At 59.3% G+C, this 14,616-nt stretch carries 9 protein-coding genes; 5 read left to right on the forward strand and 4 right to left on the reverse strand.

Features of this window, described 5'->3' with window-relative positions; genetic code table 11:
- Positions 1–71: 71 nt before the first annotated feature.
- Together QRN33_RS04145 and QRN33_RS04150 are read right to left on the reverse strand one after the other, a co-directional pair.
- The gene (locus tag QRN33_RS04145) at positions 72–3,995 is read right to left on the reverse strand and encodes a hypothetical protein (RefSeq protein ID WP_285407283.1); all 3,924 of its coding nucleotides are present in this window, start codon (positions 3,993–3,995) and stop codon (positions 72–74) included.
- Between the two features lie 162 nt (positions 3,996–4,157).
- Positions 4,158–4,523, reverse strand: a complete 366-nt coding sequence (locus tag QRN33_RS04150; RefSeq protein ID WP_042610080.1) for a response regulator — start codon at positions 4,521–4,523, stop codon at positions 4,158–4,160.
- A 264-nt stretch (positions 4,524–4,787) separates the two neighbouring features.
- Between QRN33_RS04150 and QRN33_RS04155 the strand changes: the two genes are divergently transcribed.
- Genes QRN33_RS04155 through QRN33_RS04175 form a run of 5 tightly spaced genes read left to right on the forward strand, consistent with a single transcriptional unit; the run spans position 4,788 to position 11,314 of the window.
- Positions 4,788–8,261 carry a response regulator gene (locus QRN33_RS04155; RefSeq protein ID WP_285407284.1) on the forward strand — a complete coding sequence of 1,158 codons (3,474 nt, stop codon included), beginning with the start codon at positions 4,788–4,790 and terminating at the stop codon, positions 8,259–8,261.
- The gene (locus QRN33_RS04160) at positions 8,261–9,094 is read left to right on the forward strand and encodes a CheR family methyltransferase (RefSeq protein WP_064362669.1); all 834 of its coding nucleotides are present in this window, start codon (positions 8,261–8,263) and stop codon (positions 9,092–9,094) included. Before QRN33_RS04155 ends, QRN33_RS04160 begins: the two co-directional genes overlap by 1 nt.
- Positions 9,091–9,684 carry a chemotaxis protein CheB gene (locus tag QRN33_RS04165; protein WP_042610077.1) on the forward strand — a complete coding sequence of 198 codons (594 nt, stop codon included), beginning with the start codon at positions 9,091–9,093 and terminating at the stop codon, positions 9,682–9,684. The genes QRN33_RS04160 and QRN33_RS04165 overlap by 4 nt, the downstream gene beginning before the upstream one ends.
- Positions 9,678–10,892, forward strand: coding sequence for a hybrid sensor histidine kinase/response regulator (locus tag QRN33_RS04170; protein WP_065616290.1), 1,215 nt, complete (start codon positions 9,678–9,680; stop codon positions 10,890–10,892). Before QRN33_RS04165 ends, QRN33_RS04170 begins: the two co-directional genes overlap by 7 nt.
- Positions 10,893–10,936: 44 nt before the next feature.
- Positions 10,937–11,314 carry a response regulator gene (locus tag QRN33_RS04175; protein WP_039761562.1) on the forward strand — a complete coding sequence of 126 codons (378 nt, stop codon included), beginning with the start codon at positions 10,937–10,939 and terminating at the stop codon, positions 11,312–11,314.
- Between the two features lie 45 nt (positions 11,315–11,359).
- Here the strand turns inward: QRN33_RS04175 and QRN33_RS04180 are convergent, their stop codons facing one another.
- The gene (locus QRN33_RS04180; RefSeq protein WP_285407285.1) at positions 11,360–13,030 is read right to left on the reverse strand and encodes an ATP-binding protein; all 1,671 of its coding nucleotides are present in this window, start codon (positions 13,028–13,030) and stop codon (positions 11,360–11,362) included.
- Positions 13,027–14,529, reverse strand: a complete 1,503-nt coding sequence (locus QRN33_RS04185) for an ATPase domain-containing protein (protein WP_042610073.1) — start codon at positions 14,527–14,529, stop codon at positions 13,027–13,029. Before QRN33_RS04185 ends, QRN33_RS04180 begins: the two co-directional genes overlap by 4 nt.
- Positions 14,530–14,616: the final 87 nt, after the last annotated feature.

Genomic DNA, 14,616 nt, shown 5'->3' on the forward strand with positions numbered 1-14,616 from the left:
GAAAAGGGCGCAATTAAATCACAGCGAGGTGATCGGATTGCACCCTGTTCACCGCCAGGCCGTTTCAGTGCTTAGCTGACCGGTTTGGCGAGATTGAGCAGCAGCGGCCCCTGCAGGAACTTGCCAGCAGCGGTGTTCCTCACGGCCTCATCGATGGTCTTCATATTGAAGCTCAAGATGGCCGGACGGGTTTGCGCTTGATCGAGCAGGGACACCGCGAGCATGTAGGACTCGGCGTTGGCCAGCGCAGGATGTTTCTGCACCAGTTTCGGCAGACTGGCCTTCACCCGGTCGTACTCGACGAATCCCTCCCGGTGCGCACTTGCATGATGTGGATTGATCAGGTTGTCCGGATGTGCCTTGCGCGCATCACGGGCCAGCTCGAGCAATCCGACGGCATCGAATTCTGCGTGATACAACTCGGGGTAGACCTTGCCGTAATACAGATCGAGGGTGTCCGGGCCACCGTGGGACATCTCATGAATCAAAACGTCGGCGACGCAACCGACGTCGTAGCGTGACGACTTGTAGAACTCGTTCAGATTGTCCGGATAGATCGACAGAAACCTGACGGCGGATTCGTCGATTTTCTCGCCGGTGCGCAGCGCCGTCTTCCAGCGCTTGTACGCCGCAGGCGACAGCGAGGCGATCACGTCCGGCTGATGGGGGCGGAACGTTACGTTACTGAAGCTGATCGATTCGAGATCCTTGCGCATGGTGCTGAAGTGTTTTGACAGATGTTGGACCACTTCATCGGAATCGTTGCCGAATACATGCTTGAGCACCGCGCTGATGTCGTCGTTGGATGACCGCTGCGACAGCGCGCTGATGGCGTTGTCCAGTTTGGTCCGGGCACGGGGAATGGCTTTTTTCAGATAGCCCCGGGTGTAACTGAACGGCTTGAAGCGGCCGAACAGGCGCCGCAGCGGGGGGAAATTCCCGAGGTCGAGTATTTTCAGGCGCGGCCCCCAGGCGCCGCCGGTGCGGATGTTCAGCGCGTGCCAATCGTGGTTGCGCTCGAGCACTGCGATGTCGATCGCCTCGCCAAGCGCGTCGGCCCCTCGCCAGGTCGCCTGACGCACATCGCGGGTGTGGGAAAGCTTGATCCAGTCACGACCCTCAGTGCCATGCATCAATCGTCTCAATTGCACGCTGGCGCTGTGCGCGGCGTCGAGCGCGTTTTCCCCGGCAAATACGACACCGCGCTTGACCAGACGCAAGCCCTTGCGGGCGAGGGTGGGCAAGCCGTCGAGCGGGTTGATCAACGACACGGCCGCGCGGGCCACGGCTTTGGCGACCTTCAGCAGTTTGAGGGTGGTCGACCCGGTCTTGGCGATGATGCTCGCTGCCGACGCGCCAAGACCGACCAGCAGACCGATGACCGACAGGCCGTCCAGAACGCAGCCACCGATGCCTTCGGCCACACGATCTGTGCGTCCGGAACGAATGTCTTCAATGCACTGTTTGAACGGCACGATGACATTGACTGCCAGGTTCTCGACGGTTTCCCTGGTGTCGCGCCATTCTTCCAGGCCGTTGCGTACATCCAGAGCGGCATACAGCTCTTCGCGGCGGGCAACCGGATGGTTGTCCAGCACGCACTCGGCGATCTCATCCAGTTGCGCTGAGAAGAACAGCGGAACCGCGCGCACATCGGTCGCTTCGAGTTGCAACTGCCAAAGCTTTTCAACCACCACTCTGGATGTCACGCCCTGACGTGGTTCGCTGCCTTCGCGGTAGGCGGCGTAATCCAGGGGCCACTCGCTGGCTTTGTTTTTGTCCTGGAAATCGTATTTGCTGCCGGTATACGAGAGGGTCGGACGCTGGTTGAGCAGGCCGCTGTCTTGCAACCGGACCGCCAGATCGGGACGCTCGCAGCAGAGGCCGCGCAGCGTGAACAGTTCGTAGGCGCGGACCTGATCGCCGTGGGTGCAGCACAGAATGATCCCGTAACGCCCGTTGGCTTCATCCCGCTGGATTTGTGTTTCCTGATTCGGATTGAGTGGATTGACTTCTTTCCTGACGGTGTAAAGAGTCATTTTTCCGCGGGTCAAGGCGAGACGATCGCGCTCCGGCATTTGCGTGATCGCCATTTTGATCAGCGACGACAAGCCCTCGCGCACATTCTCGTAGTAACGATCAAACGCCTGTTCAAACAATGGCAACGGCGATTGCAGTTCGGCGAGGCGGGCGAAAGCATCGGCTGGGGGGTGGAAGTTATCGCGGGTCTTGAATTTGTCCGACAGCTGTCCGTCCTCAACCAGATCCCCGGAAAGATACAGATCGAGAATCGACAGGCGCATGCGCAGCAGACCATTGATTGCGTATTCGTTGTTGTCAGTGGCACTGGCGAGGAAGTCCCAGAACTCGCTGAGGATTCCCGCTGGATGCGCAGCCTTGAGACCTTCCAGCCAGCTACGTTCGCCGAAACTGTCCAGGTACTTTATTTCGAAGGCCTGCTGTTCGAGATAGGGGCCGGCGGGCATCACTTCCTCCAGTGCCCGCAAGGCGATTTTGCGCCGGTCGGGGGGCGCGCTGGACAACCCGCTCTCGGATTGGGCAAGGGCTCCCATGTAGCGCGAAAAATACGCGCTGGCGTTGATCACCGCTGCCTTGTCGTAGTCCTTGGCACTGCGGTAGGGGATAACCCCGGTCAGTACCGCCCAGTCCACCACCGCCGCGATCGCTGCCGTTTCGTACAGCTTGTCGAGCTCAGGGGAGGCCGGAGTCAGCTCGGAAAACGTCTTGAGTTGCGCAAATGTCATGGCGCGCGTGCTGCCAGGGGCGGCATGTTCGATGACCGCGACGGTCTGGCGAACAGTCACCCAGCCAGGCTTGTCCAGTATCAGCCCGGGCGGGATCTGTCCGATCAGCAGCTCCGGAGCTCCGCCAGCCAGTAACAGATGCGCTGCCAGTGGGGCGTTGTGCGCTTCGCTCAGGCCTTGGTCAACCAGATGCTGTTCGAACAAGACGCGGACTTGCGCGGCGCTTCGTCCGGCATTCGCTGGCTGATAGAAGTCATAACCCGCGACAAGGGGTTGATCGGAGCGTAATTGCATGTCGATGATCAGCGCCGCCAGCACCAACTCGTCGAGCTGGCGATCGCGGACGTCCGGGTCATCGGCTTCCAGATGCCAGCCGAGCCGCTCATGCAACGTGGCTCCGAGTGCGCGCGCGGTCTTGCCACGCAGGAAGTTTTGCAGAAACTTGTCTGCGTGCTCGCGTATGTCCGGCGCCGGGATCAGGTTGAAGTTGGCGAACGCCAGTGTCTGCAACAGGCTAGTCGCACCTCGGGTCAACTCATGCACGGTATGGGTGATGACGTGGCGGTCTGTGATCGATAAATGAAACGGCGAGGATTGATCGGCGTGGAGCAGTTCGTGGTAATCGCCCAGGATGGGTGGCTCAGGCAGTTCGAAGGCCAGCCATTCAATCAATGACCTGGTCTCGCCAATAGTGGTCGGCACGTTATAACCGTGGAAACTCAACCACTGCACTATGCCGATCACTTGGCCGGAATAAACCACTCCGCCAATGCTTTTTGCCAGATCGGCAAGCATGTTGACTTCTTCGGAAAAGATTGACGTTTGCGCGCTATCGAATGCAACGCTGAACCGATGGGATTCAAACTCCGAAGCATAAACAATGAAAATGCTGGCGTTGGCGTCAACTCCTAGCTGGATATCAGCGGCGTACGAGTGTTTGCGTAATAGCTGAGCAAACTCGGGGGCCTCGATCATTGTTTCAAAGGCATTGCGTGCCGGCTCACAGCGTTCATCAAAACTGCTGCCGATAACCCTGGGTACGAAACGATCCTGCACATTGAATACGCTGCTGGAAGGCAGTGAGGCGCTTGCCGAGTAATCACCGGCAGAGACACTGAATTCACTCGCTTCAAGAGCTTTGGCAAGCGCCCCGGCAATAAGGGCGCGTTCCTGTTTGTTGTATGCGGAGCGATCGACGGCGGCAGGCACGTCGGATGAGATGAACTGCATGGGCTCTATCCTGAATGAATATGGAAAGTTCCTTGGCGGTATTCGTTATTTATTAACGTGGCCAAAGTTCATTCAGGATAGAGATGCAGCTCGGATAATGGCGGTGATAGTTGATTACCGGGTGTTATCGGATATGACAAGTTGCTTCCAGTGAAACAACTATCAGGATTTTTTCAGGATGCTTTTGACTTTGTCGCGCAATTGATCGATGGAAAACGGTTTGCCGATGGCATGCATGTCGGCGGGCACCGGAATATTTTCGGCATAACCGCTGGCAAACAGGATGGGCAGAGCAGGGCGCAGTTCCCGCGCCCTGTCAGCGAGTTCGCGGCCATCCATGCCAGGCAGGCCATGGTCGGTCATCATCAAATCGATCTGCTTGCCAGCCTTCGCGAGAATCTTGAGTGCCGCGTTACCGTCTTCAGCCTCCAGCACAGTGAATCCCAGCTCCTCAAGCACATCCACGATGAGCATGCGCACGATGTTGTCATCTTCTACGACAAGGATGGTGGGGGCATTGGCAGACATGGCGGGACTCTCAAAAAATGAAATCGGGGGATACCGGGTGATCGAAATTGCCGGGCTCTTGCATGAGTAAGTGGCGCATAGCCACAAGTTCCCAGGCTGATACAAAAAAGAACACGTACGTGCGGTGCGGCAAGGATAACCGTTGGCGTCGTCCAATGCGCAGGCGTGCGTAGGAAAATGCCATCAAATGTGTGAGAAAAATGGATCCATGCCAGGGTTTTGGGGCAAACTCTCGGGTTTTCAACAGTTCGACAAGGCTGCCCCATGTCCTCTCCGTCCTCGGTTGATGAACAACGGTTCCGCAAACTCCTGAGTCGCAACGTCAGCCTGCCGCTGGGCGTCGGCGTGCTCAGTGCGGTGTTTTTCGTCTCGCTGATCACTTATTTGCTGTCCGTCATCCAATGGGTCGAGCACACCGACCGGGTGATCAATAACGCCAATGAGGCGGTGAAACTCACTGTCGATCTGGAAACCGGCATGCGCGGTTATCTGCTCAGCGGTGACGAGCACTTCCTCGACCCGTATGAAATCGCCAAACCGCGTATCGATGTCGCCCTCCATACGTTGCTGGAGCTGACCGCCGACAATCCGGTGCAGACCGATCGTCTGCGGCGTTTGCAGGCGTTGCAGGTGGAGTGGGCCAATTACGCGCAGTCGATGATCGATCTGCAGCGCAGCAGCGGCGATTATCGCGGTGCGGTCAAGGCCGGGCGGGGCAAGCGCCTGACCGATGAAATTCGCAAGCAGTTCGAAGACGTCATCGAGACCGAGCAGGTGCTGCGTGCCACACGCAACGAAGACGTGCGCCGCACCACGATCTGGAGCATCACGCTTTACGTGATCTTCATCGTTGGTATCAGCGGGTTGCTGGCTTACATCGGTCGACGGGACCTGGTCAATCTCTCGACCAATTACAGCGCCAACCTCGCTGCGCAACAGGCCAGCGCCGAGCGCCTGGAGAAACAGGCGTGGCTGCGCAACGGCCAGACACAACTGGCCGAGCAGGTGCTGGGGCAACTGACGCTCAATCTGCTGGGGCGCAACATCCTGCAATTCTGTGCGCAATACCTCGGCACCGCCGTCGCCGCTCTCTATGTGCGCGAAGAGCATGGCGGCCTCAAGCGCGTCGCTACTTACGGCTTCTCCCGCGAGCAGGAAGAGCTGAATCAAACGATTTACAGTGGCGAGGGCATCGTCGGCCAGGTCGCAGAACAAGCACGCTTGATCCGTCTCGATTCGGTCCCGGCCGACTATTTCAAAGTCAGCTCCGGCCTCGGCGCCGGCCTGCCGCACAGTGTGCTGGTGGTGCCGACCAGCGATGACGACCGGGTCAACGGTGTGATCGAACTGGGTTTCCTGCGTCCGCTGAGCGAGCGCGACATCGAGCTGCTGGAGCTGATTGCCGGCAACATCGGCACCTCGATCGAAGCAGCACGCTACCGTCAACGTTTGCAGGAAGTGTTGGCCGAAACCCAGCAGCTCAATGAAGAGCTGCAAGTGCAGCAGGAAGAGCTGAAGACTGCCAACGAAGAGCTGGAAGAGCAGTCGCGGATTCTCAAGGAATCCCAGGCGCATCTGGAAACCCAGCAGGTGGAGCTGGAGCAGACCAACGAGCAGCTCGCCGAACAGCGCGATGCGATGGACAAGAAAAATACCGAACTGAATCAGGCGCAGATCCAGCTCGAAGAGCGTGCCGAAGAGCTGCAACGCTCGAGCAAGTACAAGTCCGAATTCCTTGCCAACATGTCCCACGAACTGCGCACGCCGCTGAACAGTTCGCTGATTCTGGCCAAGCTGCTGGCGGAAAACCCGCAGCAGAATCTTTCGGCGGAACAGGTCAAGTTTGCCGAATCGATCTATTCGGCCGGCAACGATCTGCTCAACCTGATCAACGACATTCTGGATATTTCCAAGGTCGAGGCCGGCAAGCTCGAAGTGCTGGCCGAAAACACCCGCGTCGATCGTCTGGTCGACGGCTTGCGCTCGATGTTCGAGCCGTTGGCCGCCGATAAGAAACTGGCCTTCAGCGTCGAGGTTCAGCCGGACGCGCCGGCCTTGCTGTTCACCGACCGGCAGCGCCTGGAACAGGTCATCAAGAACCTGCTGTCCAACGCGATCAAGTTCACCGAGCACGGCGCAGTCAGTCTGACCATCACCGCGCAGCCGAACGACCACATTGCCTTCAGCGTAAAGGATTCCGGGATCGGCATCGCCGCCGATCAGCAGGAAAGTATCTTCGAGGCGTTCCGTCAGGCGGATGGCACCACCAACCGCAAGTACGGCGGCACCGGTCTGGGCCTGTCGATCTCGCGGGATCTGGCGACACTGTTGGGCGGTTCGATCAGCGTCGACAGCGTACCGGGGCAGGGCAGTACATTCACGCTGGTGTTGCCGCGTCAGTACCACGAATTCGGTGACTCGCCGGCGGCGCCGCTGACCTTCCACCCCGCACCTGCGACGCCGACACCGCTTGCCGTTGCGGCGCCGGTGGCATCGGCAATTCCGGCGGTCATCCCGCGCTTCGCCGATGACCGCAACAAGGCGCCGTTCGCCACCCGCTGCATTCTGGTGGTGGAAGACGAGCCGAATTTCGCCCGTATCCTCTATGACCTGGCCCATGAGTTGGGCTACATGTGCCTGGTTGCCCACGGCGCCGACGAAGGCTACGACCTGGCCCGCGAGTTCGTGCCGGATGCGATCCTGCTCGACATGCGCCTGCCGGATCACTCTGGCCTCACCGTGCTGCAACGCCTGAAAGAACGCGCTGAAACCCGGCACATTCCGGTGCACGTGATTTCCGTCGAAGACCGCGTCGAGGCCGCCATGCACATGGGCGCCATCGGCTACGCGGTGAAGCCGACCACCCGCGAAGAGCTCAAGGACGTGTTCGCCCGTCTCGAAGCCAAGCTGACGCAGAAGGTCAAGCGCGTGCTGTTGGTCGAGGATGACGATCTGCAACGCGAAAGCATCGCGCGGCTGATCGGCGATGAAGACATCGAAATCACCGCGGTCGGTCTGGCACAGGACGCGCTGGAGCTGCTGCGCACGACCATCTACGACTGCATGGTCATCGACCTGAAGCTGCCGGACATGCTCGGCAACGATCTGCTCAAGCGCATGTCCACCGAGGACATCTGCTCGTTCCCGCCGGTCATTGTCTACACCGGACGCAACCTGACCCGCGATGAAGAGGCCGAACTGCGCAAGTATTCGCGTTCGATCATCATCAAGGGCGCGCGCTCGCCGGAGCGGCTGCTGGACGAGGTCACACTCTTTCTGCACAAAGTCGAATCGCAGCTGTCCCATGAACGGCAGAAGATGCTCAAGACCGCGCGCAGCCGCGACAAGGTCTTCGAAGGTCGCAAAGTGCTGCTGGTAGACGACGATGTGCGCAACATCTTCGCCCTGACCAGCGCACTGGAACACAAGGGCGCGGTCGTGGTGATCGGCCGTAATGGCCGCGAAGCGATCGAGAAACTTCACGAAGTCGAGGACATCGACCTGGTGCTGATGGACGTGATGATGCCGGAAATGGATGGCTTCGAAGCCACCATGGAAATCCGCAAGGATCCGCGCTGGCGCAAGCTGCCGATCATCGCGGTGACGGCCAAGGCCATGAAGGACGATCAGGAGCGCTGCCTGCAGGCGGGCGCCAACGATTACCTGGCCAAGCCCATCGACCTGGATCGTCTGTTCTCGCTGATACGTGTGTGGTTACCGAAAATGGAACGCATCTAGTGGAACGCAGCAGTTCAGCCGAGCGCAACAGCGAAATCGAATTACGCTTGTTGATCGAGGCGATTTACCTGAAATACAGCTATGACTTTCGCGACTACTCCGGCGCCTCGATCAAGCGCCGGGTGCAGCACGCGCTGAGTCAGTTCGAATGCGCGACCATCTCGGCGCTGCAGGAGAAAGTCCTGCACGACCCGACGGCGTTCATGCAACTGCTGCAACTGCTGACGATCCCGGTCAGCGAGATGTTCCGCGATCCCTCGCACTTTCTGGCGATCCGCAACGAAGTGGTGCCGCTGCTGCGTACCTATCCGTCGCTGAAGATCTGGATCGCCGGCTGCAGCACGGGCGAGGAGGTCTACTCGATGGCGATTCTGCTGCGCGAAGAAGGCCTGCTCGACCGCACGATCATCTACGCCACCGACATCAATCCGCGCTCGCTGGAAAAGGCCAAGCAAGGGATTTTCTCCATGGAAAATGTCCGCGCCTACACCGCCAATTACCAGCAGGCGGGCGGCCAGCGTTCCTTTGCCGATTACTACACCGCAGCCTATGGCTACGCGATTTTCGACAAGAGCCTGTGCGAGAACGTGACGTTCGCCGACCACAGCCTGGCGACCGACAGCGTGTTTTCCGAAACCCAGTTGATCTCTTGCCGCAATGTGCTGATCTACTTCAACAAGAAGCTGCAGGACCGGGCGTTCGGGCTGTTTCATGAATCGCTGTCGCATCGCGGCTTTCTGGTGCTGGGCAGCAAGGAAACCCTGGATTTTTCCAACTACTCGAACCAGTTCGAAGCGTTGGTCAAACAAGAACGGATCTACCGCAAACTATGAACGACACCCCGAGCCTGCCTCGCATCGAGGCTGTCGTGATCGGCGCCTCCGCAGGCGGTGTCGAAGCCTTGCTGACCCTGCTCGGGCCGCTGCGCAAAGGCTATGTGCTGCCGATCATCATCGTTCTGCATCTGCCGGAGGAGCGCCGCAGTCATCTGGCTGAAGTGTTTTCCCGGCGCCTGGCGATGCCGGTCAGAGAAGCCGAAGACAAGCAGGATATCGAAGCCGGCACAGTGTACTTCGCCACGCCCGGTTATCACTTGTCGATCGAAGCGGATCGCAGCCTGTCGCTGAGTCTCGAGGATCGCGTGCACCATTCGCGGCCTTCAATCGATTACCTGTTCGAGTCCGCCGCCGACGTTTACGGCCCGACACTCGCCGCCATACTGCTGACCGGCGCCAATCAGGATGGCGCGCGCGGGTTGGCCTGCGTCAAGCGCTGCGGCGGCCTGAGCATTGTTCAAGATCCCAAGGATGCACAAGTCGCCACCATGCCCCAGGCTGCACTGAACGTTCTGCAGCCGGATCATGTCCTACCCATTCACGGCATCGGCCGTCTGCTAGTCGAGCTGGAACGAATCGCATGCTGAGTAATATCCAAGCCAAACTGTTGATCGTCGACGATCTGCCAGAAAACCTGTTGGCGCTGGAAGCGCTGATCAAGCGCGAGGATCGCACGGTCTACAAGGCTCTGTCGGCGGACGAAGCGCTGTCGCTGCTGCTGCAACACGAATTCGCCATGGCCATTCTCGACGTGCAGATGCCCGGCATGAATGGCTTCGAACTGGCCGAGTTGATGCGTGGCACCGAGAAGACCAAGAACATCCCGATCATCTTCGTCAGCGCCGCCGGCCGTGAACTCAACTACGCGTTCAAAGGCTACGAAAGCGGTGCGGTGGACTTCCTGCACAAGCCGCTGGATATCCACGCGGTGAAGAGCAAGGTCAACGTTTTCGTCGATCTGTATCGCCAGAGCAAAGCCATGAAGCAGCAGGTCGAGGCGCTGGAGCAGGCCCGCCGTGAGCAGGAAGCGCTGCTGCAACAGCTGCAAAGCACTCAGCTTGAGCTCGAGCAAGCGGTGCGCATGCGCGATGACTTCATGTCCATCGTTGCCCACGAAGTACGCACACCACTCAATGGCCTGATTCTCGAAACCCAGCTGCGCAAGATGCACCTGGCCCGGGACAACGCCTCGGCGTTCACCCTCGACAAGATGCAGGCGATGGTCGATCGCGATGAGCGCCAGATAAAAAGCCTGATTCGCCTGATCGAAGACATGCTTGATGTTTCGCGAATCCGCACCGGCAAACTGTCGATCCGCCCGAGTCGTTTCGATCTGGTGCAACTGGTCAGCAATCTGCTACAGAACTTTGCCCCGCAGATGGAAGCGGCGGAAACCAGTGTGTCCTTCGAAGCGGCGGCGCCGGTCGAAGGTTGCTGGGACGAGTTCCGCATCGAGCAAGTGGTGTCCAATCTGCTGACCAATGCCTTGCGTTATGGCGGGCGGAGCCCGATTCAGGTGCGCGTTTATCGCGAAGGTGAAGAGGCACGGGTCGAAGTTCAGGACCACGGCATCGGTATCAGCGCCGAGAATCAGAAGCGTATTTTTCAGCAGTTCGAACGGGTGTCCGCCAAGACGGTGGTGGCCGGGCTCGGGCTGGGTCTGTTCATTTCCGAGCAGATCGTCGCCGCCCATGGCGGCTCCATCGTCGTCGAGAGTGAAATCAACGAGGGCGCCCTGTTTCGCGTTTGTCTGCCGATCCAGGAAAACGGCATATCCGACGCAACCTCTGAGTGACCACACGGTCGTATCAGCAGCTATTGACCGAACATAGGCTTCCCATGAGCGTAGATGCGCAAGATGTAGTACTCGTCGTCGAAGACGAACCGGTTATCTTGATGGTCCTGACGGATTACCTGTCAGGGCAGGGCTATCGCGTGTTGCAAGCGGAAAATGGCGAGCAGGCTTTCGAGATCCTCGCCAGCAAACCTCACCTGGACATGCTGATTACCGATTTTCGCCTGCCGGGGGGAATCTCCGGCGTGCAGATCGCCGAGCCGGCCGTCAAATTGCGACCGGACCTCAAGGTGATCTTTATCAGCGGCTACCCGCAGGAAATCCGCGAGACTGGCAGTCCGATCACCAACAAGGCACCGATTCTCGAAAAACCGTTCGATCTGGATGTGTTGCAGGAAAAGATTCAGGAATTGCTGGCCTGATTAATACGACGGGCGCCGTAATCCGTCATCACGGCGCCCGTTGTTTTAGCTATTGATCATCTCGCGCACCTTGGCGGTGAGCAGATCAAAGGTGAAGGGCTTGGTGATCATCTGCATCCCCGAGTCGAGGAAGCCACCACGCACCGCCGCGTGCTCGGCATAACCGGTAATGAACAAGACTTTCAGACCCGGTCGATATTGCCGACCGACCTCCGCCAGTTGCCGACCATTCATGCCCGGCAGGCCGACGTCGCTGATCAGCAGATCGATACGCTGCGTCGAGTTGAGGATCGGTACCGCGCCATCGGCGTCACCGGCCTCTACGAACGCGTAACCCAACTCACTGAGCACGGCGCTGACCAACACGCGCACTGCCGGGTCGTCCTCGACGATGAGCACGGTTTCGCCATCCATCGCATACGGAGCTTGCTGCGAATCCGAGGCGGGTATTTCTACTTCCTCACCACGGAAACGAGGCAGGTACAGTTTGACGGTGGTGCCTTGGTCGACTTCACTGTCGATCGAAACGTGCCCGCGTGATTGCTTGCTGAAGCCATAGATCATCGACAGGCCCAACCCGGTGCCCTGGCCGATCGGCTTGGTGGTGAAGAACGGATCGAACGCACGGCTGACCACGCTCTGCGGCATGCCGCTGCCGTTGTCAGTGACGCTGAGCATCACGTAATCGCCCGGTTCCAGATTGCTGTAGGCCGCCGTGAAGTCGCGATGCAGAACCTGATTGCTGGTCTCCACCACCAGTTTCCCGCCCTCGGGCATCGCATCACGGGCGTTGATCACCAGATTGAGCAGGGCGCTTTCGAGTTGATTGGGATCGGCTTCGGCCACCCAGAGGTTGTCGTCCAGGCGCATTTCCAGATGAATGCTTTCATTGAGGCTGCGTTGCAGCAACTCGCCCATCGACAGCACCAGCGTGTTCATTTGCACGGCTTTCGGGTCGAGTGACTGACGGCGCGAGAACGCCAGCAGGCGATGGGTCAAGCCGGCGGCGCGGTTGGCGGACGTCACGCCGAGATCGATCAGGCTGTCGAGATCCTCGGTACGCCCCCTGGCCAGACGTCGGCGCAGCAGTTCGAGGCTACCGATAATGCCGGTGAGCATGTTGTTGAAGTCGTGGGCGATGCCGCCAGTGAGTTGGCCGACCGCTTCCATCTTTTGCGATTGGCGCAGCGCTTCTTCGTTGTGGCGAAGTTGTGCGGTGCGTTCTTCGACCTGCTGCTCGAGGGTTTCCAGTGTCGATTGCAGGCGTCGTTCGCTTTCACTCAGGTCGATCAGACGATCGCGCGCTTCATATTGTCGTCGCCGCCCGCGCAGGGCGGCGGAGACCAGACTGACCAGCGTCGCGGGATGGAAAGGTCGTTCGAGAAACGTCACGTTGCCCAGCAGTGCGCTCAGTCGCGACGGCGGCCCCTGTTCCTCGCCGCCGTGATGAGTCAGCAGGACGATTGGCAGATCCGACCATGCGGGTTGCTGATCGAGGTATTCGATCAGATCACCGAGTTCCGGCCCGCGCAGCGCTTCGGCGGCAATCAGCAGCAGCCCTGCGCCGAGTTCCAGCTCGGTCCGCAGGGCGCCAAGATCCGGCGCAATCAGGCCACCGTAACCGGCCTCATTGAGGATCATCAGCGCAATCTGACTGTCGCGACCCATGGGCGCCAGTATCAGCACCCGTTCGGCCAACGGGGTATTGACCGTCACAAGCTTTCATCCTCGAGCAGCGGATTACCCGCTCCCATGTAGGTCGGCACGCCACGCAGCACGCCCTGGAAGGATTCCAGCGGTTGACCGATGGTCATGCCGCGCGAGGAAATCCGGTATTCGCGAATGGTCGATTCGTGACTGCCGGTGCGTTTTTTGATAATCGAAATGGCCCGGCGGACTTTGCCGAGGGCTTCGAAGTAGCGCAACAGGATCACCGTGTCGGCCAGGTAAGTGATGTCGACCGGCGCCTGCATGTCGCCGACCAGACCATGCTGGGCAACTGTCATGAAGGTCGCCGCGCCTTTGCGGTTGAGGTACAGCAGCAGCTCATGCATGTGCAGCACCAGCGCGTTTTCTTCCGGCATCGCCGCTTGATAGCCGTTGATGCTGTCGATAACGACGGTCTTGATGTCGCGCTCGTCAACGCAACGGCGCACGCGATGCGACAACTCACCGGGCGACAGCTCAGCGGCGTCCACTTGCTCGATCAGCAGATTGCCAGTCGCTTGCAAGGCTTTAAGGTCGATGCCGATATGGCGCATACGCTCGAACAGCAAGCCCAGCTCTTCATCGAAAATGAACAGCGCGGCTTTCTCGCCGCGAGCCACCGCAGCGGCAGCGAAGATCATCGAAATCAGTGATTTGCCGGTACCGGCCGGGCCGAGAATCAGCGTGCTTGAGCCGGTTTCGATACCGCCACCGAGCAGGGCGTCCATTTGCGGGATACCGCTGGACAACTGCAGACGTGCGTAATCGCCGCGATGTTCGGCCGCCACCAGGCGTGGAAAAACGTGGACGCCGTCGCCCATGATGGTGAAGTCATGGAAACCGCCACGGTATTTCTGTCCGCGATACTTGACCACTCGTACTCGACGACGCTCGGCGCCGTAGCTCGGTGTCAGCTCTTCAAGGCGGATGACGCCGTGGGCGACACTGTGCACGGTTTTGTCGAGGGACTCTGTGGTCAGGTCATCGAGCAACAGGACGGTGGCGTCGTAGCGCACAAAGTAGTGCTTGATCGCCAGGATCTGCCGACGATAACGCAAGGAGCTTTGCGCCAGCAGACGGATTTCCGAGAGGCTGTCGAGCACCACGCGGGTCGGTTTGAAGCGCTCGACCACTTCGAAAATCTGCTTGGTCGCCTCACCCAGCTCAAGGTCCGAGGAGTACAGCAGACTTTGCTGGTGCTCGGCGTTCAGCAGGCTTTCCGGCGGCGTCAGTTCGAAGATCTGGATGTTCTCGTTCAGCTCCCAGCCATGGGAGAGTGCACCTTGACGCAGTTCTTTCTCGGTTTCCGAGAGAGTGATGTACAGGCAGCGTTCCCCCTCCAGCGCTCCGGCGCGGAGGAAATGCAGAGCTACCGTGGTTTTGCCGGTCCCGGGTTCACCCTCGAGCAAAAACACATGGCCGCGAGACAGGCCACCGGCGAGGATGTCATCCAGACCTGCGATGCCAACGGCAGCTTTCGCACTGATCAACTCGTTTGATGTAGTCAAAAAATGCCCTCTTATGACTAGGGTAATCGGCGGCTGGCTTAGGTGAGCCGCCTGAGTAACTTGACCTCAGGGCGTGTTCACGGTTCC

Source organism: Pseudomonas sp. FR229a (assembly GCF_030209115.1).
Taxonomy (GTDB): domain Bacteria; phylum Pseudomonadota; class Gammaproteobacteria; order Pseudomonadales; family Pseudomonadaceae; genus Aquipseudomonas; species Aquipseudomonas moraviensis_A.